Source organism: Amycolatopsis sp. QT-25 (assembly GCF_029369745.1).
Taxonomy (GTDB): Bacteria; Actinomycetota; Actinomycetes; order Mycobacteriales; family Pseudonocardiaceae; genus Amycolatopsis.
Genome location: NZ_CP120210.1, coordinates 4,029,503 through 4,055,147, shown reverse-complemented (window position 1 = coordinate 4,055,147; position 25,645 = coordinate 4,029,503). Strand labels below are relative to the sequence as shown.

The 25,645-nt window shown below is 67.6% G+C and carries 20 protein-coding genes and 2 pseudogenes; 7 read left to right on the top strand and 15 right to left on the bottom strand.

Going from position 1 to position 25,645, the window contains the following annotated elements; translation table 11 throughout:
* Nucleotides 1-3 precede the first annotated feature (3 nt).
* Genes P3102_RS18905 through P3102_RS18855 form a run of 11 tightly spaced genes read right to left on the bottom strand, consistent with a single transcriptional unit; the run spans nt 4 to nt 14,283 of the window.
* Nucleotides 4-552 carry an FHA domain-containing protein gene (locus tag P3102_RS18905; RefSeq protein ID WP_276360447.1) on the bottom strand — a complete coding sequence of 183 codons (549 nt, stop codon included), beginning with the start codon at nt 550-552 and terminating at the stop codon, nt 4-6.
* An 8-nt stretch (nt 553-560) separates the two neighbouring features.
* Nucleotides 561-2,498 (bottom strand): AAA family ATPase, encoded by a 1,938-nt coding sequence (locus P3102_RS18900; protein WP_276360446.1) that lies wholly within the window; start codon nt 2,496-2,498, stop codon nt 561-563.
* Nucleotides 2,495-3,796 (bottom strand): hypothetical protein, encoded by a 1,302-nt coding sequence (locus P3102_RS18895; RefSeq protein ID WP_276360444.1) that lies wholly within the window; start codon nt 3,794-3,796, stop codon nt 2,495-2,497. The genes P3102_RS18900 and P3102_RS18895 overlap by 4 nt, the downstream gene beginning before the upstream one ends.
* A gap of 10 nt (nt 3,797-3,806) precedes the next feature.
* Nucleotides 3,807-6,098, bottom strand: coding sequence for a protein kinase (locus tag P3102_RS18890; RefSeq protein WP_276360443.1), 2,292 nt, complete (start codon nt 6,096-6,098; stop codon nt 3,807-3,809).
* A gap of 19 nt (nt 6,099-6,117) precedes the next feature.
* Nucleotides 6,118-7,329 (bottom strand): OmpA family protein, encoded by a 1,212-nt coding sequence (locus tag P3102_RS18885; RefSeq protein ID WP_276360441.1) that lies wholly within the window; start codon nt 7,327-7,329, stop codon nt 6,118-6,120.
* Nucleotides 7,326-8,111: a hypothetical protein gene (locus P3102_RS18880; protein ID WP_276360440.1), complete on the bottom strand. Its 786-nt coding sequence runs from the start codon at nt 8,109-8,111 to the stop codon at nt 7,326-7,328. The genes P3102_RS18885 and P3102_RS18880 overlap by 4 nt, the downstream gene beginning before the upstream one ends.
* 44 nt (nt 8,112-8,155) lie before the next feature.
* On the bottom strand, nt 8,156-8,584 hold the full coding sequence (locus P3102_RS18875; RefSeq protein WP_276360439.1) for a hypothetical protein: 429 nt from the start codon (nt 8,582-8,584) through the stop codon (nt 8,156-8,158).
* Entirely contained in the window at nt 8,581-9,393 is an 813-nt protein-coding gene (locus tag P3102_RS18870; protein ID WP_276360437.1) for a hypothetical protein, read from the bottom strand. Before P3102_RS18870 ends, P3102_RS18875 begins: the two co-directional genes overlap by 4 nt.
* On the bottom strand, nt 9,390-10,166 hold the full coding sequence (locus tag P3102_RS18865; RefSeq protein WP_276360436.1) for a hypothetical protein: 777 nt from the start codon (nt 10,164-10,166) through the stop codon (nt 9,390-9,392). The genes P3102_RS18870 and P3102_RS18865 overlap by 4 nt, the downstream gene beginning before the upstream one ends.
* A 27-nt stretch (nt 10,167-10,193) precedes the next feature.
* Complete coding sequence (locus P3102_RS18860) at nt 10,194-13,232, bottom strand: CHAT domain-containing protein (RefSeq protein ID WP_276360434.1); 3,039 nt, start codon at nt 13,230-13,232, stop codon at nt 10,194-10,196.
* Nucleotides 13,225-14,283 (bottom strand): hypothetical protein, encoded by a 1,059-nt coding sequence (locus tag P3102_RS18855; protein ID WP_276360433.1) that lies wholly within the window; start codon nt 14,281-14,283, stop codon nt 13,225-13,227. Before P3102_RS18855 ends, P3102_RS18860 begins: the two co-directional genes overlap by 8 nt.
* A 139-nt stretch (nt 14,284-14,422) precedes the next feature.
* On the opposite strand from P3102_RS18855, the gene P3102_RS18850 reads away from it, so the two are divergent.
* A complete protein-coding gene (locus P3102_RS18850) occupies nt 14,423-16,471 on the top strand; it encodes a hypothetical protein (protein WP_276360432.1) in 2,049 nt (682 codons plus the stop codon).
* Between the two features lie 557 nt (nt 16,472-17,028).
* On the opposite strand, the gene P3102_RS18845 is transcribed toward P3102_RS18850, so the two are convergent.
* Nucleotides 17,029-18,285, bottom strand: a complete 1,257-nt coding sequence (locus P3102_RS18845; protein ID WP_276360430.1) for an IS701 family transposase — start codon at nt 18,283-18,285, stop codon at nt 17,029-17,031.
* Between the two features lie 390 nt (nt 18,286-18,675).
* On the opposite strand from P3102_RS18845, the gene P3102_RS18840 reads away from it, so the two are divergent.
* From P3102_RS18840 to P3102_RS18830, 3 genes are read left to right on the top strand one after another with little or no spacing between them, the layout of a single operon-like run.
* Nucleotides 18,676-18,945, top strand: coding sequence for a hypothetical protein (locus tag P3102_RS18840; RefSeq protein WP_125733997.1), 270 nt, complete (start codon nt 18,676-18,678; stop codon nt 18,943-18,945).
* Complete coding sequence (locus tag P3102_RS18835) at nt 18,938-19,912, top strand: hypothetical protein (protein WP_276360428.1); 975 nt, start codon at nt 18,938-18,940, stop codon at nt 19,910-19,912. The genes P3102_RS18840 and P3102_RS18835 overlap by 8 nt, the downstream gene beginning before the upstream one ends.
* Before the next feature lie 3 nt (nt 19,913-19,915).
* On the top strand, nt 19,916-21,064 hold the full coding sequence (locus tag P3102_RS18830) for a methyltransferase domain-containing protein (protein WP_276360426.1): 1,149 nt from the start codon (nt 19,916-19,918) through the stop codon (nt 21,062-21,064).
* A 12-nt stretch (nt 21,065-21,076) separates the two neighbouring features.
* Here P3102_RS18830 and P3102_RS18825 read toward each other — a convergent pair whose 3' ends face one another.
* Entirely contained in the window at nt 21,077-21,205 is a 129-nt protein-coding gene (locus tag P3102_RS18825; protein ID WP_276360424.1) for a hypothetical protein, read from the bottom strand.
* A gap of 702 nt (nt 21,206-21,907) precedes the next feature.
* Entirely contained in the window at nt 21,908-23,497 is a 1,590-nt protein-coding gene (locus tag P3102_RS18820) for a hypothetical protein (RefSeq protein WP_276360423.1), read from the bottom strand.
* A 365-nt stretch (nt 23,498-23,862) separates the two neighbouring features.
* Here P3102_RS18820 and P3102_RS18815 point away from each other — a divergent pair.
* Nucleotides 23,863-24,222, top strand: a pseudogene (locus P3102_RS18815) (hypothetical protein); the annotation flags it as partial.
* A 173-nt stretch (nt 24,223-24,395) separates the two neighbouring features.
* Nucleotides 24,396-24,593, top strand: a pseudogene (locus P3102_RS18810) (transposase); the annotation flags it as partial.
* A 91-nt stretch (nt 24,594-24,684) separates the two neighbouring features.
* On the opposite strand, the gene P3102_RS18805 reads toward P3102_RS18810, so the two are convergent.
* Nucleotides 24,685-24,990 (bottom strand): hypothetical protein, encoded by a 306-nt coding sequence (locus P3102_RS18805; RefSeq protein ID WP_276360421.1) that lies wholly within the window; start codon nt 24,988-24,990, stop codon nt 24,685-24,687.
* 81 nt (nt 24,991-25,071) lie between these two features.
* Between P3102_RS18805 and P3102_RS18800 the strand changes: the two genes are divergently transcribed.
* Nucleotides 25,072-25,368 (top strand): integrase core domain-containing protein, encoded by a 297-nt coding sequence (locus P3102_RS18800; RefSeq protein ID WP_276360419.1) that lies wholly within the window; start codon nt 25,072-25,074, stop codon nt 25,366-25,368.
* Nucleotides 25,369-25,645 lie beyond the last annotated feature (277 nt).

Here is a 25,645-nt window from a genome sequence, read left to right as displayed (position 1 = left end):
TGGCTAGCGTTCGTAGAGGGTGATCGAGCCCTCGGCGTTGCGGGCGAACCGGATCCGGTCGCCGGACGCCAACCGGCGGCTCAGCGCGGGCTGGATCTCGACGTCGTTCAGGAAGGTCCCGTTCGGGGTGGGAAGCGGCTCGATCCAGGCGGTCCCGTCGGTGCGGACCTGCACCACCGCGTGGGCGCGGGACACGTTCGGGTAGCTCTGGAACAGGCGCTGGTATTCGCCGAGCCTGCCCAGCTCGGCGCGGACACCCGCCGAGAGCTCGACTTCCCCGCCCGCAAACTTGATATGGAGGTGTGGCGGGGTCAGTGAACGACCGCAGGCCATCTTCGTGCACTGCGTGTTGCCCGCGGCGGCTTCCTCCCCGCAATGCCAGCAGCGGTCGTGGCTCCACTGCGTCCGCTGCTCGGTGTCCCGGCCGGACACGTCGTCGCGGCCGTCCCGTGGAGGCGGTACCTGCTCGCTGACTTCGACCAGGTGGCACAGGTGTTTCGGGCACAGGGAGACCTCGTCGTCGAAGATCTCCGAGCTGTCCTGTGAGCACACTCGGCTCATCAAGCGCCGCCCGGAGTGATCCGCGCGGTCAGCGTGGGGCCCTGATCCCTGTCGCCGGGATGCACCTCGATGACCTCGACCAGATCGCCCTGCCCGGCGTTCTGGTCGAACAGCTTCCTGGCCAAGGGGTTCACCAGGTTGCTCTCCAGCAGGTTGCCGACACCGCGGCCACCGTTCTCGAGGTCCGACGTGCACAGCCGGGCGAGCTGCGCGTGCGGGGTCGCCGACAGCTCCAGCCGTACGCCCAGTTCGGCATGCACCTTGGCGACCACGTTGCGCAGCTGCAGCTCGAAGATCTGCAGGGCCACCTCCGGGCTGATGTAGTCGAAGATGACGATGTTGTCGCCGAACCGGTTGAGCAGTTCGGGGCGCTTGAGCTCGGTGGTGAAATGGTTGCGGATCTCGGTGCGGACGCTGTGTTCCAGCTCCGGGTAGGGGGCGCCCGGCTCGATCAACCGATGAGTGGTGCGGGTGTCCGGGTCGGTCTTCATGATTCCGAGGTTGGAGGTGAACACCAGTACGCACTCGGAGAAGTAGGTGGTCATGCCCTGGCCGTCGGTGAGTCTGCCGTCTTCGAGGATCTGCAGGAACTTGTCCAGCACCAGCGGGTGTGCCTTCTCGATCTCGTCGAACAGCACCACCTGGAACGGCCTGCGGCGCACCGCTCCGGTCAGCTCGCCGCCCGCCTCGAAGCCGACATAGCCGGGAGGCGCGCCGATGAGCCGGTCCGCGGCCTGTTCGGCGGCGAACTCGCTCATGTCGAACCGCAGGTAGGCATGAGGGTCGCCGAAGAGCAGCTTGGCGACTCGCTTGGCCAGCTCGGTTTTGCCCACTCCGGTGGGGCCCGCGAAGAACAGCACACCCCGCGGCCGGTGGCCCGGATTCGCCGCCTGGGCGCCGGAAAGTCCCAGCGCCGCGCGTTTGAGAATGTCCAGTGTCTTGCTCACCGCCCGTTCCTGGCCGAGAACGTGCTCGGCGATGACCTTCTGGCCCTCGGTGATCTGTGTCCGGACACTGGTGCGACGCCACAGGTTGTCGTCGATGCCGAGTTTGAAGATCCGGATGGCGTCGGCGATGCGGTCCACGCCAAGGTCACGGTCGGTCGCCAGTCTGGCGATCTTGAGCAGGGACTCGAGCGTCATGCCCTCGGTGAGACCGGCGATCTCTTCCTCGGGTGCGACTCGGCCCGGCTTCGGCTCCACTGTGGCCTTGGGAAGCATGGGAATGACCTGACGGGCCATGTCCTGGCGTTCGTCGAGGGTCGGCATCGGGGCGGCGACCGTGCGGATGGCCTCGATCCCGGCGGCGAACCAGACCGGCAGGTCTCGCTCACCCTCCACCAGCCAGACGATCGGGTTGTACAGGGCGCGCGGCCACTCCGGGTATTCGTGCCGGGACGCGGTGAGCGCGAGCTTCTGGAAGAACAGGAACTGGTCTCGCTCGCCCTCGTCGAGCTGAGCGGGCGAACGGACGAGCCGGGAAGCGTGATCGACGACGAAGGCGAGCCGTGCGGCGGGCCGCCCCGCCTTGACGACCTGCCCGCCGGCCGCGGGGCGGGCGTTGTTGGTCTCCAAGGGTGCCTGCTCGGCCACCCCCACCACCTTGGTCAGATGTGTGCGCAGCCGTTCCAGTGACGGGCGCCTGCCACGGACGTTGTTGCCCAGTACGTCGTCCACGGCACGGCGTGCCTCGTCGGTCGCCGGGTAGACGTCGACCCCCGTCACGGCGTCGTAGGTGACCAGTGCGTCGAATCCGGCGGGGCGCAGCACATGCCACAGCAGCGGGAGCATCGGCATGATCTGCAGGGCGCCGCCGTCACTGACGAGGAAGGAGTCCCGGATGTTGCCGTGCAGCACGTACTGCGAGTGCACGGCCAGCGTGCCCGCGATCTCACCCGCGAACGCGGGGATCCGGCGGCCTTCGGAGTCGATGGTCATCTGCCGTCCTTGTGTCGGTATTTCGTTGCCACGTAAGTGCTTTCGTCGAGCGCATGCCCGGAAACCTGCGGCGCGGTTTCTTCCAGCCGGATCCGCACCCCGGCCGCGGCCGCCGCGGTCGCGACGGACTCGATACCCGCGTTCGTGATCGCGCACCGCTCCTCGTCCACCGCCTTGTCGTTGTCGCTCTTGGGTATGCGAGTGGCTTCGAGGTGGTGCTCGATGATGTTGCCGTCGCGCACCCGGACCACGGTGGAGTGCTGATCCCCCCATTCGGGGCGGGCGAGGCGGAGCCCGGTGAATTCCTCGCCCTCGAAGGTCTCCAGAACTTCGTGACCGTCTTCGGTCAGGCACTTGCGGACCAGGTCGCGCAGGAACGCACGTCCGGCCACGTCCTCCGCCCACGTCATCAGGCAGGCGCCCTCGGCGCGCAGTTCGGGGCTCAGGTCACGGGTGCCCGCGACGACCTCGCGCAGGGCGGCCACCGTGCGACGCAGCGGGGTGGGCGGGTCGACGGTGGCGACGACCTCGGCGAGCGGGCCGTCCTCCAGGCTCGACAACCAGGTGGCGGCCAGCCTGCGCCGCTCGATGCCGGGGTTGAGCCTGGTCACGATCTTGGATCGCAGGCTGCTGAGATACGGGGACTGTTCGGCGCGGCCCGGGATGGCGGCGGCATCGGCCAGCACCTGGTCGCGCTCCCGCGCGGTGGCGTCCGGGTCGAGCAGGCCGATCACGTCGGTGATCGACGAGGAGGCGACGACCGTCGGCCTTTTGACGTGCCGATCCGCGGCGGCGTCGCGGTGGCGGACCAGCTCGGCGGAGATGTCGCCCGCCGCCACACTGGTCCTCGTGGTGATCGTGACCCGTAGCGGCGGCGCGGCCGCGTCCAGCTGCCTGTTCAGCCGAGTGATCTCACCGTCCATTTCGGACACCCACTGCACCGCGCGAGCGGCGCTGAGCTCAGCGGAGAGCCTGAGCGGTCGCGGGACGGGCAGCGCCACCCCGGCCGCCTTGGCACGTTCGCGGACGAGGCACAGCCGGGCGTTGACCGCCACGACGTCGGCCACCGCGCGCCGACGCCACTGCCCGGCCTCCTCCGTCGCCTCGATGGCGGCGATCTCGGCCTCCAGCCGTGCACCCGACTCGCCGATCGCCTTGACCGCACTTTCGGCGGCGGTGTTGACCGCCCTGGCCACCAGTACGGCGCCGGCTGTCACCGCGAGCGCTCCCGCGACCAGGGCTCCCGCCGCGACGATGGGAAGGCCGACAGGTGCGACGGCCACTGTTCCAGAACTCATGGCAACCTCCTCATCGATTAGGTGACGGACGGCCTTCACGAGGGCGCGCCAGGATCTCGTGCTCGTGGCGATCCTGGGCCCGCCAGGCGAGGTATCGCTGGAACGCCCACGGGGGCAGGAGGAACGCGACCAGGAAAGGCGTGACAACGGGCGAGAAGACGGTGAGAACGACCAGTGCCGCCACCGCCGCCAGCAAGGCCGGGCCTGCGATCCTGCGGGCGACGAGGCTCCTCGCCAGCCTGCCCAGCGCCACCCGGCCCGCGCCGAGCAGCGAATAGGCGGGGTGGAACCGGCCGCCGCTGTCCCAGGCCAGCACGCCTTCCGACACGAGGCCGAGTACCAGCGCGGCCACCACACCCACCCAGGAGCTGACGATCTGGGCTTCCGAGGCGACGTCGGCCACATCGCCGAGTCCGACGAGCGCGAAGAGGAACGCGGCGATCGCGGCGACCCCGGCGGCGGCGTGGCTGAGCGCCTGCGGGCGGTTCTGCCTGCGTGACCAGTCGCGCAGGCCTTCGGTACGGCGTAACCAATCTTCATGCGCTCTGCGGGCACGCTCCTCGTCGGCGAGGCGCGCCGACTCCGCTTCCGCGTGCGAGGCGAGGGCCATCGCCACCCAGTGATGGTCCGGATCGATGACGAGCGTGGAGAACCAGCTCAGCCGAAAGGTCCGAGCCTGCTCGTCGAGCCTGCGCTGGACTTCCCGCCTGTTCTCCGTGTTGGCGGTGGCGGCGAGCAGGGCCAGTGACAGGGCCCGCCCTCGTTCCTCGCGAAGGAAGCGCTCCGCGGCCCGCCGTGCGTCGACGTCCGGCACGGCGGCCGCGTGCGCGGCCAGCCGCTCCTGTTCGGTTCGCCATCGGCCGCTGGTCTCGGCGAGCCCCAGCCCGCTCGCCATGGTCTGGTTCGAGCCGCCGGTGCGGAGCAGTCGGAACAGGTCGTGGTCCCACAGTTCGGTGACGACGTCCGTGCTCGGAATGGTGCCCTCGTACCCCTCCTGTGCGAGCGTGGCGAGGTGGCCGGGCGTGATGTTCCACCTGCGGTACCAGGGCGGGTAAGTCGGGTCCACCGCGCGGATGAGGTGCAGCAGCCGCACGTCGGCCGGTGCTCGGCGCGGCGGCGGTGGAATGCGGACACCGTTGTCGGGGAAGGACTTCAGCCACGTGAGCAACCTGTTCCGCGGTTCGCTGTCGTCCCCGCACAGCACCGCGAGCGACAGGCCCCAGTCGTTGATCAGATCGGCCGCGAGGTCCTGTCTGTCCCAGTACTCACGTCCGACGAAGACATAGGGCCGCGTCGCGGAAGGGGCTCGTGTGGACGGCCGCGCGGTGGCGCTGACTTCGGGCCGTTCGCCGCGCAGCCAGGCTGCGACTTCCTCGGCACCCCAACGTTCTTCCACATCGATGGTCAGCAGGCCGTCGCAGAGAAGTCGGATGCCGTCGTCGGCGACCGCGCCGGTGTCGAGGGGGCGCGAGATAATCCGCGAGCGGATGATGTGGGCTTCGTCGATACCGGGGAAAAGTGGTTGCCCGGTGGCGAGTTCCAGCACGCAGACACCCAAGGACCACCAGTCGAAGGCCGGGCGCACCTGGCCGACGACGAACTCCGGCGGGGTGTAGGGGAGGGTGCCGACCCGTGCATCGTCGGTGTAGGCCTCGCCCGCCGGCACCGGGATGGAGATGCCGAAGTCGGCGATCGCGATGGTGAGCGGTTCCCTGGCGGCGACCAGGATGTTGGCGGGTTTGAGGTCTCGGTGCACGATGCCTGCCGCGTGGATCCCGGCGAGACCGGACGCGACCTGGCGCACCACCTCGGTGAGGACGTCCGGGGCGAGTCCGGAGGGCGCCCGGTTGCGCATGTCCAGCAGGTTCCCGCCGGTCAGATGCGGCATGACCGCGTAGAACCGGTCGTCGAGTTCCTCCACCCCGGCTTCTTCGTAGCCGACGACATGCTCGGGGCAGTCCTGCCGGAGGAACTCGACGACCCGGTTGTCCGGTCGCCAACCGGTCCGATGGACCTTGAGCACCCGCTGAGCGTCGTCGGCCCGCCGGACCACGTGGTAGACGTCGGCTTGGTTGCCCGACCCGGTGATGTCGAGTTCGATCCTGAACCGCTCGGCGAGCCGGGCGGGCAGGTCCGGTCGCACACCGGCGGGCCGGGTGCGGCCGGGTTCGACCTCGGTCTGGGCGCCCCCGTCGAGAGGGCTCCGTCCCGGGTCGACCTCCGTCGGTGGCCCTCCCTGCGGCACCGACGGACCCCGCCCCGGATCGGACACCGTCGGCGGGGCACCGTCCGGTGCGGTCACCCCGCTACCACCTCGAGCCTCATCCGGCGCATGACATTTCGACCACCACGGACCGGTTCTGCGCGGCCAGGACCGGGTCGAGCGCCCCGTCCGAGCCGATGTCGGGTTTGTGGTACTTGCCGGTCTGCCCGGCCCCGACGGTGTCGACGCGTTCGGCGGCGATCCCCGCCCGGACCAGCAGTGTCTTCACCGTCTCGGCCCGCTGCTTGGAGAGCGTCGCACTGTCCTGAGGTGGGCCGAAGGTGGCGGTGTTACCGATCAGACTCACCTTCTGCGAGCCGGCGGTCAGCTGGGAGACGAGTTCCCGCAAGGTATTCTGCGCGGCCGTCTCGTCCCGCAACTCCGCGCTGTTCGGACGGAAGCCGACCGTTCCGCTGTCCTGCAACACCGTCGTACCGCACGCCCGGAACACCACCGGCGCGGGCAGCGCGACCTTCGAGACCGGCTGGTCGGACTTGGCGGCCTCCCGCCTGCTGGGCACCTGCACCACCGCCGAGCATTTGGCGCCTGCCTTCGCCGCGATGGCCTCCCACAGCGCGGTGACCCGCTTTTGGAGGTTGTCGTCCAGCGCGGGCTGTGGCTCGGCGGTCAGGCCGACCCCGACGAGGAGCACTGTCTTGTTCTGCATGGCAGGCAGGAGTTGCTTGGCGGCGAGGAAGTTCGCCACCTCGCCGGGGTCGGCGTCGAACATGCCACCGTTGAGGAACGACACCGCGCCCGCGGTGGAGAGCCCGGAGTCCATGAAGACGATCGTGCCGCCGTCGTCCGTCAGCTTCGCCGCCTGTGACAACGCGGAAAGACCGTCCGCCTCCGGCTTTTTCGCGCCGAGGTCGGTGACGGCGGCGGTGATCTGCTGGACGGCGGTCGCGACCTGCTGTTTGCGCTGGGGCTCGTTCTTGCCGTCGATCACGGGGGAGACCTTGACCGCGCGCGACGGCTCGCCGTCGACCCGGAACACCTGGACGCCCTGCTGACGCGCTACCGCGCCGGACAACAGGTCCTTCACCTCGGCGGCGACGTTCGGCCGCTGACTGCCCATCCGCGCACCCACCACCAGGCTGACCGGCTTGTCCGTGGCGGCAACGCATTCACCCGGCTGGGGGCCGGGGCTGTCTCCCTGCGGGACGGTGGGGTCTTCCTTGCACGCGGTCAACAGGGCGGCCGCGGCGGTCGCCGCGACCACGCCGTGAAGCAGGCGTCCGCCGTCTCCGCGGAACCGGAGAGAGGTCATCGTCGGTCCTTCCCGTTCTGGTTGTCTCCATCGGCGCCGGTGATCTGCTGCCGGTGTTCGCCGACGGCCATGCCGCGGCCGAGCAGGTTCAGTTCCGTGTCGGCGAGGACCTTGGCCGTCGCGCTGTCCGGCAGCGCGAGGAACAGCACCATGTCCTGGTCGGCTCGCTGCCGCATTTCCCCGACCTGCTTGGTGAGCTCTTCCGCCGTCACCAGCCCTGCTTCAAGCTCGGCCAGCCGGGTCGCCGCCTTGGCGCGTTTGGCCACCGCTCGTGCCCATTGCTGAGCGGCCGGATTGTGCAGCTTGTAGGCCATGGCGCCGGACAGGACGCCAGTGCCCAGATAGAGCACGAGGAACAAGAGCGCGGACAGGTAGTTGCCCTGTGCAGCGTTGTCGGACACCTGCGACTGCGCCTGGCTCTCGACCTCGACGGTGGTACCGCCGGAAACCGGTGCGACGTAGAACCAGCGGAACAGGAAGGCCATCAGCCCCAGCGCCAGCCAGACCCCGCCGCACACCAGGGCGATGGAGCGCGCGTTGGGCGCGTGACGCTGGAGCGACGACTCCTTCCACTGCTTGCCCGCGGTGTGCGAGAGCGCGAGGCAGACGACGGTGAATCCGCCGACGAACCCCCAGAGCACCTCCTCATATTCGTCGATCGCCTGCGTGAGGATCTGGTTGAAGGCGACGACGTCCACCGCGGCCGCGGCCAGTAGCACGAGGTACTGGAACCCGGTGGTCCACGGCAGGCCGACAATGAGCGAGGCATCTCCGCGGATCACACGCCTGCGTTGGGACAGGACCGTCATCGGTCGCCCTGGATCGGTCATTTCTTCCCGCCTCTGCGTTCGCTTCTGCGGATCGGCTCGTGGTACGGGGCGTCCGGGTCGGTCACCCGTTCCAGTGCGTGCGCGACCGCGGAATCCAGGTCGTCCAGGACGTCCCGCTGATCCTCACAGAGGATCCGGCGGTATTCGACGAGTGCGTGGGCTTCGGTCGCCAGGCCGCCGATCTCGGTCAGCCGCCGGTTGTGCTCGTCCTTGACCTTCAGCGTCCACTCGGCCTTGTGCGCCGAGACGTAGTTCTTGATGCTCGCCGCCGGGTCGGCGCCCTCGCCGAGCGCCGCGAGCCTTCGGTCGATGTCCTTCTTCAGTTGTGCCGTCGCGATGTCGGGTGCTTCCCGCTTCTGCAGGTCGCGCAGCCGCTTCTCGATCGAACGCGGGAGCCGTTCAATCCGGGATTTCCTGATTTTCATGCGGATTTCTCGTGCTTCTCCGGCTCGATGCCGGCCTCGGATTCGGATTCCTGCGTCGTCGGACGGACGTGCTCGATGACGTGCAGCAGTTCGTAGTCCCCTTGCCCGAGGGTTTCCGGCTCCCCGGTCGGGGATTCGTACACCCACGAGGGCAGGACCTGGCTCGTGTACCTGATCGCCGGGGCCAGGTAGATGCCCTCCGCGTGTGCGAGCACTAAGTGCTCCCAGTACGCGCTGACCCGCATCGCGCTGCGGGCGCTGACTTGTTTGGCCCGGGTCTGTGCGAGCACGAAGTCGGAACGGATCACCTGCTCGGCGGCGGCGATCCGGCCGTCCAGTTCGCCGAGCTCGCGGTGCAGCGAGGCTTCCCCGTCATGCGCTGCCACGATCCGCCTCGCCCGCGCGGCTTCACGCCTGCTGCGGAGCACGACCGCCTGGTCAGGCCGGGTCTCGGCCCGGCTGCGCGGAATCAGCTCCGCCTCCGTGAGCGGGACCTCCGCGGCGGTGACACCGTCGGTGGCGCGGTCGAGCTCCGTTCTGGTGTTCGCGTACTGCCGCCGGAGGACTTCGAGTGCCTCCAACCGCGGCTTGTTCTGTTTCACGTAGTCCGCCAGCTGCTCGGCCATCTCGTCGAGCGCGATGCATTGGAGGTATTTGGGATAGGGCGCGGTGATCGCGCCTTCCTGGGAGATCATCGCCAGCACGTCGTTGTAGGCGGGGGTGCGGCGCTTGCCGTCACGGCGGCCGCGCCGCCGGTCGATGCGCCGGTCGCGCTTGCCGTAGGTTCCCTCCGAGGTGGGGCTGGTCATCGCCGCTCCTCTCGACTCTCGGCCTGTCTGTAGTGCGATAAGGCGGTGTGGTGCCGGATCCCCAGCCGGGCCAAGGTGTTGACCTGGGTGCGCAGTTCGTCCGCCACCGCCTGGCCGGGGAACCCCGATTCCGGCACGGGAATGGTGATCGCGGTCAACGCGGCGAGTGCGGCCAGCGGGCCCTCGTCTTCGGCCAGCCGCTCGGCGTCGTGTACGGCGAGCCGTGCTCGATCGAGCGCCGCCGACAGAGACTCCTTGGCCTCGGCTCCGGGGAAACCGAACCGGTCGCCTTCGCTGAGGACCATCCGGCCGATCGCGACCTGACGGATGCTGCTGCGGCCCATCTGCTCGGTGATTTCCTTGAGTTGAGGATGTTCACCCACGCTCGGTGCCATGGCGGTCCCCTCCCAAACACTGTCGTCCGGCCGGTCCGCGTGGATCGGTTCGACCGTCGTCGTCACCGCATCCGCAGAGATCAGCAAGGCCAGGCCCTCCGTGCTCTCCGCGGCGGGGGAGTCCTTGGCACGCAACGCCAACGCGGCGATGTCCTGCCGCGCCAGCACCTCCACCACGTCGTGGCCCAAACCCTGCAGCCGCGGCTTGGTGGACGGCTCCGGCAGCAGCGCGCACATGCGCTCCAGCGCGTCGGTGATCAGGTTCCGGTGCCGCCGGAGCCTGATCGCGGCGGCGAACCTGGTCGCGGCCACGATCAGCAGCGCGGCCACCGCGGTCGCCATCGCGATCCACTTGAGCTCCTCGGTGTTCAGTCCCACAGTCCCGTTTGACGGACGGCCGCATCGTCATCCCCCGAAGTGCGCGAATCCGCCCCAGCGCGCGATGTCGCCAAGGTTCTCCAACATCCGCAGCTGTGCTTCACGGAGTGCGGCGGCCGGATTCGCCGTCATCTCGCCGAGGTAGTGCCGGAACAGCGAGATCAGCTCCGAATCGTCCGCGACCGGCCAGATCTCGCTCACCACCGAGCGCGTGCCCTTGACCAGCAGGCTGCTCACTTCGTCGAGATCCGAGTCACCTCGCAGGATCACTGGTTCGCCGCCCGCAGGTGAGGAACGGGCGAGTAGGCGCGCCGAAGGGACGACTGTGATTTGGACGTCCTCGACCAGATGTGTGCGACCTGCGCCCGTCTCGCGCCAAGCCGCGGCCCAAGGCACCGAACTCAGCATGCCGCCCGGTACCACCGCGACACGGGGGACTCTCCCCGGTGCCACGGCTTTGGCGGCGGCCAGTACGGCCGCGCCGCCCGCGAGCCAGGCCCAGCCGCCGAGGGCGGCAGGCTCGGCCGAGGTGTTCTTGGTGAACCACTCCTCGGTCAGCAACGGCAACTGGGCACTGGTCGCCGCGCCCTCGGCCGGGACGACTACCATCAGCCCGCCGGCCGTCGCCTTACGGGGCACGAGGTAGACGAGGGCGTCCAACCCCAGGCCACGCAACAAGGGGCGGATCTCCTCCGGTCCCAGCGGCTCGGCCAGGGCCTGTTCGTCCCCTTCGGACAGTCGGGAGACCAGATCAGGGTGCCGGGCCGCCCAAGGGGCGTCGGCCTCGTTCGCGGCCACCCACTCCTCGGCGAGGTCCGCACGCCCGGCATCGACGAGGTGTCTGTGGAGCAACGCGGCTCCGGTACCTCGTGCCAGCGCTACAGTTCGCTCGGCCTCGACGACCCGGACGAGATCGTCGTTCGCGTTGTCTTCCCGGCACCAATCACCCACGACGTGGGCGAACCTGGGTGTCGGGCCGCCGCGGTCCCGGTCAGGCCGGGTCAGGACGTACCAGGTTTGCCAGGCCAGTGCGCGCAGCCCCAGTCGCCTGCTGCGCTCGGCGTCCCCAGGGCCGCCGCGTCGCCGGAGCAATTGCCCGAGAGACTCGGCGACGTGGGTGTCGGCCTCCGGCCAATGACCGTCTCGGTTCTCCAGTACCCGTTCCAAGTCTTCGATGGCGGGTTCGGCTTGATCGCCGTCGTGACCGCCTACGGCCAGCCGGGCGGCGACCAAACCGCGCATCTGCCGGACGAGGGGGCTCGAAATCATGTTCGGCGGCAGTTCGTCGCACAGCCTGATGACTTTCAGGCAGGCGGCCGACCGCGTGGCGGTGTCGCCGCCGGCCGTCTCGGCGAACGCTTTGAAGAGGCGTGCCAAAGCACCTGCGCCGGTTTCCTGCTCCGAGTTCGGCATCAGCGCACTCAGGCCCGCTAACGCTTCCTGGAGGTGCGGTCCTGCCGGTTGCCCGCTGTCGAGCGTCGCCTTCAGCGCGATGCACCGGTCCAACCACGTCAACATGTTGTCCGCGTCGGTCGAGCCCTGGCGACGACGATCTTGCAACGCGGCGCGGAGTGGGCCCGGATCCCTTTCACCCATGAGAACCGGAACCCAGTCCTCGACCACGGTGACCGCGGCGGCCAGCCCCGGCTCGTGGTCTTCATCGGCATGCGGACGCACCCGGTGCAGCGCATCGGCGAGTTCGACGGTGGCGGCCTGCGTCAGGTCCGTGTCGAGCGGGAACCTGTCGGCCACCCACTGGCTGCGCAGCCGGGCGGTCTGAAACCCCAGCTCCGCACGATCGGCGCCGTCACCCGCCAGTGCTTCGGTCCAGGCATCGGCGAGGATGGCGCCGACGTCGTACCGGGCCGCGACCTCGTCTCCACCGAACGCCTCCAGCGCGGCCGCGAGGCCGATGATCCTGCTGCCGTGCAAGGGGGTGACGACTTCGGGGCCGAGGTCGTCAAGGGCCAGCGCGCGGCTCGCCCAGTCAATGGTCTGCCAAGCGTGTGGTGAACCCGCGAAACGGATCAGAAGCTCGTGCAGGCCCGCGAGCACCACCTCCGCCCCCTGCGCCCGCTCAGGTGTCTCGAGAATCTCCACAGCGGCGGACAACGCGGAGACGTCCTCCTCGTCGCATCCGCGTACCTGGAGCAGCAGTGCGTAGGAGACGGTCTCGTCGTCGTCCAAGCCGATCGTGGCGCGTTTGGCGGCGAAGGACGTGACCGCTGTTTCCAGCATCGCGCTCGCCTCGCCATCGCTGCTCCAGAAGATCTCGTCGGCGATCGCGGCCACGACGCCGTGCGCTTCGGGCAGCGACTCGTGGTCTTCGGGCAGCAGCTCGCGCACCTTCACCGCGGCGACGAGCGCCTCTTCCAGCAGCGTCGGATCATGCTTGGCGAAGTAGAGGTGTTCGAGAACGGTGATGAGGAGATCCAAACCGTCGGTGTGGTCCTCTGTCGCTTCCGCCAGCACTGGTGCGGTCAGCGCTTGGCGCAGGATGTCGGCGGCGCGCGAGAGTTCCGCGACGTCCGCGGTCAGCGGGTAGGACCATCGCAGCGTCCACGCCCGCCCGAACTCGAAGTGCACGGCGTTCAGGGCATCGGTCCAGGACAGTGAGATCGCGTCCAGGGCCTTGATCAGCTGCTGTGCCCGCCCGGGGGTGACCTCGCCCGAGCGCAGCAGGGAACAGGTCAGGTTCGCCGCCTCCACGGCGGCCCGCTCGGCCACCTCCGGCGGAGCCTGTGGGGCGGACACCGCGGTGAGCGAGCAGGCGATCGCCGTGCCGTACTCCGCCGCGGAGCCGGTCTGCTCGGCGATCCACCCGTGCGCGACGCCGAGTTCACCCCACCACTGGGGGAGCGACGGGTGGGCGGGTGCGGCGCGGACGGCGAATCCGATCAAGCCGGTCACAAGGCGCAGATCCTCCGTGCCGGCGTCGGCCTCGAGTGCGTAAAGGAGGTCGATCCCCGCTTCGGCCGCCGTCGCCAGGTCGATCAGGTCCGGGCTCGTCCGGAGTCGTGCGGCCAGCCGGAGTGCCTCCTGGTGCGAAGTGGATGCGTCAGCCACTGTTCACTCTTCCTCCTTGCGCCTCGATGACCGCTTGGACCTGGGACATCACGTTGTCCATTTCGTCTTGGTCGGACAGCAGGGACTCCGCTCGCTGCCGGGGCAGGAATCCGCCGTCGGCCAAACCGAGCAGCACCGACCGCAGGTCCGCCTCCCGATCGTCCGGCGGCACCTCGGCCAGCCGGGTCACCACGGTGTCGATCACCACCGAGTCCGGGTCGGGATCGGCGTCCCTGACCTCCACGGCGGCGAACGCCGACTGGGCGCTCGGGTCGGCGACGTGATCGCAGCCCCATGGCGAGGCGCCGTCCTCGGACAGCGAGATGACCGTCGTGTCCGGCCTGCGCCCCAGCGGCCGATCGATGTAGGCGTCGTACCAGGTCACGTACTCCGGAGAGGCGCTGGTGCCGACGTTGACCCGGGCGCCAGTGCTGCATACGCGCCGGATCGTGCTCAGCATCGTGGGCACCCGTTCGAGGTAGTACGGCACCGGCTTGTCGAACTCGGAGGCACACCGCTCCGCCAGCCTGCGCACCAGGTAGCCGTCTCCCGGCAGCGGCGCGGAGTAGCCCGCCTCGTCGACCAGGTGCCCGAACATCGCGCGGTGCTCCTCGTCGGGCAGCGCTCGCCCGTAGCGGTTGCCGCGTGCCTGCTTGGGCTTGGCCTGGGCGCCGCGCGCGCAGCGGTAGGACCGCAGTACGTCGTGTACGCGTTTGCGCACGTGGACGCGCACCGCGCCGGGCGGATTGGTGATCGTGGCGCCGCGCTCCGTCAGGAAGGTCGTGACGACATGCAGTACGTCGGCCACCAGGTCCCGGCACACGCAGTCGCCGGAGAGCACGAGCCGGGTGTGCGACTCCACCTCTTCGGGCGGCGCCTGGCCATAGCGCAGCTCACGCAGGATCAGGCGGAGGTCGCAACGCGGGACTCGGTGGCTGGAATGGAGTTGTTCACGGACTTCGCGTAGTTCGTCGAAGGCCGCGCGGACCACCTCGGTGGACAGTTCGGACGAGGGTCGGGGAGACCGAACGGGGGACAAAAGGGAAGACATGGCAAACTTTCTACACTTACATAGGTTTTTATGCGAGCGGGTGATGGAACTGTGATGGACCAGGTCACGGCCTGGGCAGGGGCGACGGCGCCTCCGCCCGATGTGACACAATTGGTCTAGCGGAGAGGTGGAATGCAGGATGGTGTTGCTGCCCGCGGTCGTGCCCCAGTTGGTCGAGAAGCGCTCGGAACTGGTACCCGCCCGGTTGGCCCGCAAGGTCGCGCCGCTGTTCGGCGTCCCCACCGAGTGCAACCCGTTCCATCCGCTAACCTGGGTCTGCGATTTCAGCGCGATCACCGTCTCGGAGATCGCTCGCGGCGCCCCTCTGCCGACGAGAGCCGCCGCGGCTCGGCTGCGGGACCAAGAGCGCGAGGGCGAGTGGTCCGTCCACGACCGCGCGGTCCTGCCCGGCGACGGCGGGACGCTGCCCAACGAGATCGTCGCGGCGACGGTCAACCGGTTCGGCCCGGACACCAAGGCGGCGGTCGTGCTCACCGCGACGAATGTGCTGCTCGGCCCGGTCGCCGAGGCGATCAGGACCGCGTTGGGGATGCTGCGCACGGCCGACGGCGGCGAACTCCCGCCCATGCAGTGGATCGCCGCGTGGTCCGCCGCTGCGATCGAGGTGTACCGGTCGCAGCCCGCGCTGGTGTCCGCGGCACTCACCGCGCGGGTGATTCAGCGCGCGTCGCTCGCGGCGCCGCAATTTTCGTTGGCGCCGCGGCTCGCCGAGCAAGCAAGGGCTAGGTGCGAGATCGGCGCCGTCGCGGCCGAGCGTTCTCCGGATCCCGTCATGCGCCCCAAGGACTTGGGGTTCCTCGACGGGATCGCGGCTGCCCGGCTCAACGTCACCGGGATTCTGCCGGGAGTCGGCGACGAAGAACCGACCGGCCTCGGCAGCGGTGTCGGCGACCGAGTGGTCGACCAGCTGATCGGGTTGCTGGTGGAGATGGGGACCCCGGACGGGGTCGCGCATATCTGGGTGACCGAGCGAGTCCCGGGCCAGGAGCAAGTTTACGCCATGGTCCCCTCGTCCGGGTTGGTTCGAGAGCTGGTCGAGACCTGGGCGTACGGGCGAGGGCCGCTGCCCGGCAGGGACGAGACCGGGAACGCGCTGGCCGAAGCGATGGCGGTACCGTTCCGGCTGCCCCAGCCCGGCGAACTGGCCAGCATGCCGCTGTTCACGCGGCGCGCGTTCGTGTTGGCGGTGATGGGCATCATCCGGCAAATGGGCTTGCTCGCACCATCGGCCTGGCTGGCCGGGCCGGAGTTCGCCGACCTGGTCCGCGGTCTGTCCGAACTGCTCGATCAGGCCTTCGATCCCGACGAGCCGGTCGTGGTGGACAGCAGGCTGCGGCTGGCGGTACAGCAGGCCAGTGCCGAGCGGCACGCCGGGCACGTCAGGCCCGAGTCCGCCGTGGCGGTGATGGCCGCCGCCGATGCCTGCCTGGACGCCGGGGAGGCGAACCGGATCGATCCCGGGTTGCTGGCCGATCTGCTGGTGGTGGCATGCATCGAGCTCAACGCGCTGCGGTCGACCGGCTTGCGGGGAATAGACGCCGGCGGGGCGCTGCGCCGGTACTGGGGCACCTTCGCGGCCACCGTCGAGGTGGACCTGTTCGCCCCAGAGGCCGATCACAGCGGGCTCAGCTTCCAGTTGCACAACTACGCGGCCTTCCTGGGAGCAGGTAAGGACGACATCGAGGACCTGCGCGCCGCTGTCCACCTGTTCACCACGTCGGTCATTCCCGGCCGGTCCCGGCTGTACAACCGGGACCGCGACATTCGGCCGCTGGCCCGCAGTCGCTATCTCGCCGCGGATGCCGCCTCCGGCCTCGCCTCCCTGCTGACGGACCGGGGCGAGCATTCGGAGGCGGAGCAGTGGGTGCGTCAAGCGCACACCTGGGTACACCAGGTCATGGCCGAACCGCCTTACCAGCCACATCGTCTCTTGCCAGCGCTGGAAGACAGCCTGTTCGCGTTTCGCGCCGCTCCGGTCCTGCTGCAGGCGGTCGAGTACGGGATCGCGGAGAACCCCGAAGCGGACATCGGCCTGGCGAATAAGTTGGTACGCCTGGCCGAACGATGGCTGAAAGAGACGACGGACGGTTCCGTCGGTCCCTTCGGCTACCAGTCCGCGGCCGCGGACTTGCGCGCACGGCTCAGCGCGCTCGGTTTTCCCAGCTGAGACCACTTGCTTTCCCTCTCTTGACGGGAGTGCCCTGTGCGTCGGCCGACGGTCGCAAGACCACGACCACCCCGTCCGGACCGTCCATCTCCAAGTGGAGGTGATCGGCTATGCGAAGTGGTGGCGGAAACGGCGACGACGGCAATTGATCAGAAGGCAACATCTGACAGTGCGACGGATTTACCTGCAGGCCGGGGTCGCGAGTGGTGGTATCACCATGGCTGGCCGATCCCGGCCGATGCAACTTCATGACATGTTGCTGCCGCACACGGTCAGAAGAATTGTTTCAGTGAAGCCTAGTTCAAAATCTGGAACACCCAATTGTCGTGGCCAGCAGGAGAGATGCGCCTGGGCCGACTGTGCGAAGCGTATTCTGATTGACGGCGCTGATGCTGGGAAATCTGCACGGTGCAGGAACTCCTGAAGTGTTGGCGAGTAGCCGCTCGACGTCGGCGCTGCATCACTAGTCTGCCGCCCTCGCGAATGTGTTACAGCTGCGCGTGCCTGCCGCTGTAACGCTTGAACTCGCCTAGTACTTCAGTCGTAGTTCGTGGTGGTCATGGTTCGTGGGTCGATTGTCGCTGGTAGTGGCCTTGTTGGGCGCGGTATTGGTGGCGTCTGCGCCACGTCGAGCAGCGGATCCGGTGCGCGGCATCGAGGATCGGTCGGCTGATGAGTGTGGTGAATAGGTGGTGGATTTCGTTGCAGGTCAACGAGATCCATCCGGCGGTTGCTGGTTCGGTGTTTCGTTCGGTGGACGCGACAACGGCGAGGAACGCGTGGGCGAGCATCGCCATGACCGTCCAGCGGTGCCAGGAGGTCCAGCGTCGGACCTGGTGTTGATCAAGCCCGGTGAGGCCTTTGCCGGTCTGGAAGGATTCCTCGATCGTCCATCTGCGGCCCGCGACCTGGAGCAGGATCCGTAGCGGCACGGGTTCGGGCGAGTAGCAGCGGTAGAACGCCAGCTCGCCGGTGGTGCGGTGGCGGCGGATCAGCAGCCACCGGTGCCCGTCGGGCTCGTCGGTGTCGATGTCGGCGAAAGCCCAGTCGTAGTAGCGATGTCCTTTCGCGCCAGCGCCGGCGGAGAGGCGTTGCCAGACGTGCTTGGGCAGCCTCGCGGCGACACCGTCAGCGCGCAGCACGCCGGCTGGAGTGCTGACCCGGCGGTCGCGGCCGATGGCGAGAACATAGCCGATACCGCGCTTTTCCAGGTTCTTGCGCAGGTGGGGGTCGGCGCCGTAAACCTCGTCCCCGGCGACCCACTGTGCACGGACGTCGGCGTCGAGAGCGCGCCCGATCATGGTGGTCGCCAGCGCGGGTTTCGTCACGAACACAGTGTCGGTAGGGATTCCGGCGCCTGCGCAACGTTCGGGATCGATGATCCAGGATTTCGGGAGGTAGAGGGCTCGGTCGATGAACGCGTGGCCGGTGTCGGTGGCGTAGGTGAGGTAAACCGCGACCTGGGCGTTCTCGATGCGACCCGCGGTGCCGGTGTATTGGCGTTGCACTCCGACGGTGTGAACGCCTTTCTTCAGGTCACCGGTTTCATCGACGACCAGCACGGCACCGGTGTCGCCGAGGTGTTCGGTGACGTAGTCGCGCAGGTCGTCGCGGACCTCCTCCGCGTCCCAGACTGCTTTGCGCAGCAGGTGTTGTATCCCGTCGGGGGTGTCGTCGCCGGCGTGTTCGGAGATGGTCCAGCAGTTCTTGTCCGGCAGGTCCGACAGCAGCCCGAGCAGCAGTGTTCGTGCTCGTCGGCGGGGTTCGACGCGGGTGAACCGGCCGGCGATCCGGGTGATCATCTCCTCGAACATCACCGCCCACCGGTCAGGGTTTACGCTGGGGCCTGCGGCCACCAGCCGATCAGGGTTAGTCCACACAACCGACCATGATCAACTGGTGGCCGCACCTGTCTTCAGGCAGCCCACCAGCGACATCACAAAGTCCGGCTGGAGTACTAGCCTGCTGCGGCTCCTGCGCTGTGGCTGCGGCAGAACGCGCGCGAGATCTCGGCGGACAACGAATTACCGCTGCGCCTGGCATCCTGCCGATTTCAGCGCCGCGGAGAGCGAGTCGTGGCTGCGGCCGCGCCGACGTGACCAGGAGGTTCGCTCGGACGGATCTTGCCCAGATGCCTGGGCCTGAGCAGGGTTGACAACGGGCCAACGCCACCGCACACCCCAAGTCGGGAGGCCGAGATCAGCATGTCGCAGTTCGACACCGCATCCGTAGGCGCCGGTGATCCGCTGATGCCGACGGTCCAGCGGTTCCCGGTCAACGCGGGCGCCCGGCCGCTCAGCGATGAAAATCCCAGCACCGTCCGGCCGTTCATTCTGCGCGGTGTGCGTGCACGCCGGATCACGGTGCGGCCGGAGGCCAAGCATCGCACTACAGCTCACGACACGCTGCATCCCCGCCAGTGCAATGAGGACGGCAAGATGATCGACGACTCCTACACCACCCCAGATGACTGAGCGTCGCGATCCGCTGGTCCTGTTCGTCGGTATCCGGGAGGACTGGGCGGCCGCCGCGGTCGGCCGGGAACTCGACGCCCGCGGCGTTCGCCGCCACGTGGTCAACGTCGGCGACTTCCCGCTCAGCCTCTCCCTCGGCGCCGAGCTGACCCCGGACGCCGAGGGCTGGCGCGGCTCCCTGCTCACTGCCGAGCATGACGTCCCGCTGCACGAGGTCACTGCGGTCTACTACGGCAAGCCGACCGAACCGGTGATGCCGGCCGGGATGTCCGGTCCCGACCTGCGGTTCTCCCGAGCGCAGGCTCGGGTCGGGCTCGGTGGCGTGCGGGCGAGCCTGCCAGTGCGCTGGGTCTCGCACCCTTCGGCGCTGGCCGACGCCGCGTACAAGCCGCGGCAGCTGGCCACGCTGGCTCAGGCCGGCCTGACCGTGCCGCCGACGCTGATCACCAACGACGCTGACGCCGTCCGCGAGTTCGCGGAGAGGTTCGGGGAGCTGATAGTCAAGCCGCTGGCCGAGCCGGTGGTCTACGAGTCCGGCGGCGAAGCCCTGGTCTACACCCGCCGTCTTGGCCGCGACGAACTCGGCTCACTAGACGGCATCGAGGTGACGGCGCACCTCGTTCAGCAGTGGCAGCCGAAGTGGTTCGAGGCTCGCGTGACTGCGGTCGGTGACCGGCTTTTCCCGGTGGCGATCCACGCCGGCAGCGAAAAGGCGCTGGTAGATTGGCGCTCGGACTACGACGCCTTGACGTATGAGGTAATCGACGTCCCTGACCACGTCCGGGCGGGGATCGTCCGGTACCTGGACGCGGCGGGGCTGGCGTTCAGCGCGTTCGACTTCGTCGTCGGACCTGACAGGACGTGGACCTGTCTCGAAGCGAACGCGGTTGCTGCCTGGGGCTGGTTGGCCGAAGAATGCGACTTGCCGATCGCCGCGGCGATCGCCGACGCCTTGATCGAGGAGTAGACCGTGGACGCCCTGGACACCGCCACCTGGGAAACCCGGGCGGCCGCCCTCGCCGCCGAGCTGACTGCCGACGGTGTCCTAGCCGACCCGGCGTGGCGCGATGCGTTCGCCGCGACGCCCCGGCACCTGTTCGTCCCGCACATCCTTAACGGTCCCGCCTCGCTGAGCACCGGTGATCCAGGCTGGCTGGACGCGGTCTACGCCAACGAATCCCTGGCCACCCAGACACGACCTGCCAGTGACGACACGACCGGGCGGGAGATCGCCAGCTCGTCCTCGAGCAAGCCGGCGGTCATGGCGGTGATGCTGGAGCGGCTCGCCGCCGAACCTGGACACCAGGTGCTGGAGATCGGCACTGGCACCGGCTACAACGCCGCCCTGTTGTCGCATCGCCTCGGCGCGGACAACGTCTTCTCCCTCGACCTCGACCCCAAGCTGGTCGACACCGCCCAAGAACACCTCACTGCAGCCGGCTACCACCCGCACCTGGCCGCAGGCGACGGGTTCGCGGGCTGGCCGGGCGAGATGACGTTCGACCGGATCATCGCGACCTGCGCGGTCACCGCGATCCCGCCAGCCTGGATCAACCAGCTTGCCGACGGCGGCCGGATCATCGCCCCCCTCGACGCCGGCGCCGCTGGGCCGCTGCTCGTGCTCGACAAGACCGCCGACGACGAAGTCAGCGGCCGCATCGACCCGTTCCCCGTGTTGTTCATGCCGATGCGTACCGACGTCACCAGCCCGTTCGCCCCCGGCCAGAGCCCGTCGGCGGCTGCGGCCGGGATGCCGCACTACGGCACCACCGCTGTGAACCCCGCTGTGCTCCTGGAATGGCCCGATCTGGCGTTGTTCCTCTGGCTGCACGCCCCTGGCCTTCGGCTCGGAGGCAGCGTCGAACACGGCGTCGTCGTCGCCGAGCGCGGTCCCGCCCGCGCCGAAGCCGACCTGGCGCCCCTGGCTGAAGGCACGTGGGCGGTCCGGCAGTCCGGGCCCTACCGGCTGTGGGACACCGTGGAGCACGCCGTCGCCTTGTTCGACACCCTCGACAAACCGGACGCCACCCGGCTCGGTGTTACCGCGCTGAACGTCCCCGGCAAACAGTTCATCTGGCTCGACGACCCCGATAGCGACTACAGTTGGCCGTTGGCCTGACGGTCGGCGTTGTCAGGCCAAGACCGGGTCTAGCAGGCGTTCTTGCGCGTCGGGGCCGACCCGCACCACGATGTGGAACGTCGTAGCCGTGATCGCCGTCTTGACCGCGGGCGCTGTAATCGTGCTGTGGTGGCCAGCCACCCGGTCCCAATCTCGTCAAGGCCTGGCTCACCCTGCGGTTGCGCTCCGCGCGAAGACGGGGTTGCTCCGCTACGTGCCAGGCGCTCGACTGGATCGCAAGTGAGCTGGACTCTCCTTGTGCATGCAGTGCTGAAGGGCGATGCGCCCGCCAACGCGTAACAGCATCGGGTTGACGTGCGACTCGAACCCTTATGAAGGCTTACATTCTCGCAGGTGTCGCGGTACTGCTGGCTGGCTGCTCGGATGGGAGCGCTGCAGACCCGGTCTCGCCTGTATCAAGCGCTGCGCCGATGATGGTGACACTCAACGTCGGCGGGTTCGGCGGCGAACACGTGTCGTACACCGACCCCTCAGTACCTGGCGGAGTCGGATCGGAGACACTGCCGAACTCGCGCACACCGCTCTCTAGGAAGATTGTCGCACCGAAGGGCTCTACTGTAGCTATCACCTGGTCTGGAACCGCGGATGCTGTGCTTACCCGGTGCACTGTCACCGATGAGACCGACCGTTTGGTCCTGGTTGAAGGCAAAGAGAACTGCAGTTATGTCGCGAACTAGGAACTGTCCCAGCCCGTTCGTGTAATCGCAGAAAGCAAACTGCCACAACGCGAGTTGGGAACGCTCAGGCTGTTACGAGTGCGCACTTATCGACCCAAAAGGTGAGGTCGAGCTGGGTACGCAGATCGACGCTCCCGTATGTAGTTCAGCGCAGGTACTTCACCACTAGTTCTCCATTCACGGGGCGTCGTGACCGTGTCGACGACGCGGCTTGCGCGAGAAGAGAACGTGCGGTCCAATGGAGAGGGTCGAGATCTCCGAGACATAGGTCAAGGAGAGTGGATGCGTCGGGGTCGTCGAGGACGGTGTTGAGTCGTCGGCCGTCAAAGGATGCAGGAACGGCGGCTGGCCATAAGCTGCCGTCGGGCATCTTGAAGAGGGCTAGTTTGTCGCACTCGTCGAGTACCGATTCTAGAAGCGCAGCGCCTGGCTGATCGTGAAGGTCGGAAAGCGGCTTGCGCAGCAGTTTGCCAATTTTCGTTGTTGGCCCTTTCGGTGGGGTATATTGCCAAATCTGGGCGATGCGTTTCATGGCGCTTGGACTGGGTTGCCCTGGGACCATCGTGATTCCGGATGATTCAAGCATCAGCATGCTGGCGACGCCAGCGGTGGTGGGACTGCCGGCGAATGCCGCGCGCAGTTCGTTCCGGATGAGCGCATGAAGTGCCTTGTGTTTCGCGGCGTACGACAGGCCGGCAGCTACGGCGGCGAATGCTTTTGGCATCGGGCCGTGGAGGCACCGGAGTGCAATAGTGACCAGCGCTTTCAACGCAGTCGGCTTGCTTTCGGCCATGCCATCGTCGAGCAGGTGAGCGGCGAGTTCGGGGCCAACAGGGTAGAGCCACCCCGGCCAATCATTACTGCTGTGGTCGAAGCCGTTGACGATGTCCAACACGAGAGTGCGCCGGTGATCACTCTCGGTAAAGAGCTTGCCTGCTGCGAAGAGCCATGTGTTGCGCCAATGCGGGCTTGGTGCCGTGGCAGTAAGGTTCTTACAGATGGTGTCGTCGTCGCCGTTGACGAGAGCCCGGGCAGCCATGAGTTCCTGAAGGCTGCGGACCTCGAAAGATACGGTCTCGTCCTGGTCTGCGGCCAGGAGTACCAGGCGAGTGGTTGCGATGTCGATGATCCGATCGGCGAGATCATCTGCCTCATCGATGTCGTCATGCCCGACCTCAATCATCCGATCGTGAGCCAGCTGCCTCAAGCTGGTCAGAGGAAGGCGCGCCTGGGCTTCGTCGGTGTTTTCGCTGTGGGTGTGCAGCAGCAGTCCTACGCGCTCGTGCAACTCGGTAATATCGTCGCGATGTCCGCGGAGGAAGCTGCGGTGAGCTGTGGGTCTTTCCTGCTCACGTTTGTAAACAGTGTCATAGTACGACCAGAACAACTCGTACCGTGTCGCTGGCAGGTCTCCCAAGTTCTCCAAGATGAAAGTCAGGATCAAGACTCGAAGCGGTGTCTTGATGAGTCGTTCGGTTGCTGGTGCGGACGCCGCCCGATCGAAGCGCTCGAGTACCTGCTCCTGCATTGACACGTCGTCATGAAGGCGCTGGGTGGTCACGTGCCTTCCGTAGGCCACAGCTTCGCTGATTGTGAAGTAGTCCAGGTCGATTTGTGCGAACTCGGCGGGCAGGATCCGCTCTGTGTACCCGGTCGGTCGTGTGGTGACGACGATGAACAGGTCCGCGTCGAGGTTGTCGGCGTGGTCGACGAGTTCGGCGATCTCGTCGACCACTCGTTGCCTTAGCGACGGAGCGGTAACTTCATCAAACCCGTCAAGGAATAGGACGCTTGGCCATGCTTGCAGCCATTTCTCGAGAGTGGCGGGTAGAATTTCGATTGACGCCCGGTTCGTCACCTGTTGGCTTAGCCATCGGATCATCGACGGGCCTCCGTCCGGCCCCATGTCTTTGGCCATCGCCGGAAGTGACACGTTCAGCGGCCACCGTCGACTGCTAGGGGTGGACAGGTGGAGCCGTTCCAGTGATGTGCCCGTCTCGGTAATGATCACGTCAGCGGCGGGAGTCACGATGTCGCCGTCGAGGAACCGTGCACGGTAGACCTGGGTGAGGTATCTCGGACGTCACCGTCTCGCCCGCAATGGCCGAAGAGGACGACTTCCTGCTGACGCTTCCGGTCGTCGGCCGGGCCGTGTTCCGGTACGGCGGTTCGGAGGCGCAGGCGTCTCGCGGTCAAGGCGTCATCATCGGTCCGTATCACGAGTTCGAGTTCGCGCTCGGCTCCGGGTTCGACCAGGTGGTCGTCCGGTTGGACCGCTGGCGCGTCGAGTCGGTCGCCTCGGCGCTGATCGGCGCCGATGGCCCGGTCCACTTCGAACTGGGCCTCGACCGTGCCGTCGGAAGGCTCGGCGGGCTGCTGGAGTCGCTGGTGGATCTCTCCGTTTCGGGCCTCGCGTCCTCCCGGCCGCAGCTGCTGTGGCAGCTCGAACAAGTCGCCATCGAGTCACTGTTGTTGTGCCAGCCGAACAATCTCAGCCAAGCCCTGAGCCCGGAGTCTTCGGCCGCACCTTCGGCACGCGTCCGGCGTGCGATGGACTATCTGCGTGATCACCTGGCCGAGCCGGTGATCATGGCGTCCGTCGCGGCGGAGTGCGGGGTGAGCGTCAGGAGCCTGCAGGAGGCGTGGACATGGAAGGCCGCAAACATGCCCTCGGGCTCTGGATCGCCGACACCCAAGCGGCGAAGTTCTGGGCCAAGGTCGTCACCGACCTGCGCAACCGTGGCGTGAAAGACATCTTGATCGCCTGCTGCGACGGCCTGACCGGACTGCCCGACGCGATCCGCGGCGCGTTTCCCGACACCGTAGTCCAAAGAGTCCCAATCCCAGCGATGAGATCACCACGCTGACCGTGCGCCTGGCAATGGAGAACCGAACCTGGGGCGTGGTCCGCGTCAAGGCGAGCTACGCCGACTCGGGCACCGCATCGCCGCCTTCACCATCCGCCGGATCCTGCGCAGCCACCGAATACCGCCGCCCAACAGCCGCGGCGACACGTGGCGCACGTTCCTCCGTGCCCAAGCCGACGGTCTTCTCGCGATCGACTTCTTCCACATTGACACCGTCACGCTCAAGCGCCTGTACGCAGCGTTCGTCATCGAGCATCGCACCCGACGGGTCCATCTGCTCGGCGTCACCGGCCATCCGACCGGAGCCTGGGCAGCCCAACTGGCCCGCAACCTCGCTGCAGATCTTGAAGACAGCGGACACCGGTTCACCCACCTGATCCGCGACCGGGACGCCAAATTCACCGCGGCCTTCGACGAGGCGTTCGCCTCTATCGGCATCGACATGGTGCTTACCGCGCCACAAGCACCGCGGATGAACGCGATCGCCGAACGCTGGATCTGCTCGCTCCGCCGCGAAGGCACCGACCGGCTGCTTATCACCGGACGTAACCATCTCAGCCACGTGCTTGAGACGTACGTCGACCACTACAACGCCGGCCGCAGCCACCAAGGCCACGGCGTTGAATTACGAGCACCCGATGACGACCCTAACGTGATCCCATTGCCCACCCCGCCGGACCGGATCAAGCGCACACGACGCCTCGCAGGACTACTCAACGACTATCTACCGGCCGCCTGAATCCCCAGCTCACAGCCGATGACGACATTTTCGACCAGGACACCGAGATGGCGGTTATTTCCGGGGGAGCGCAGTGCCAGTACTCGTCCCGGTTGTCCCAGGTGCCGACCCACACGCCGACAAGTATGCCACCCTGCGTGTTGCTTCTCGCGGCGAGCAACTGCTCATCGTTCCGGAGATGTGAAATCGAGTTCAGCGGAGACCAGTGCCCTTGGATTGGAAAATGTAAGTCCGCCCGGTTCGTTGGCGCTGAACCCCGCCCGTCTCCGCGATTGAA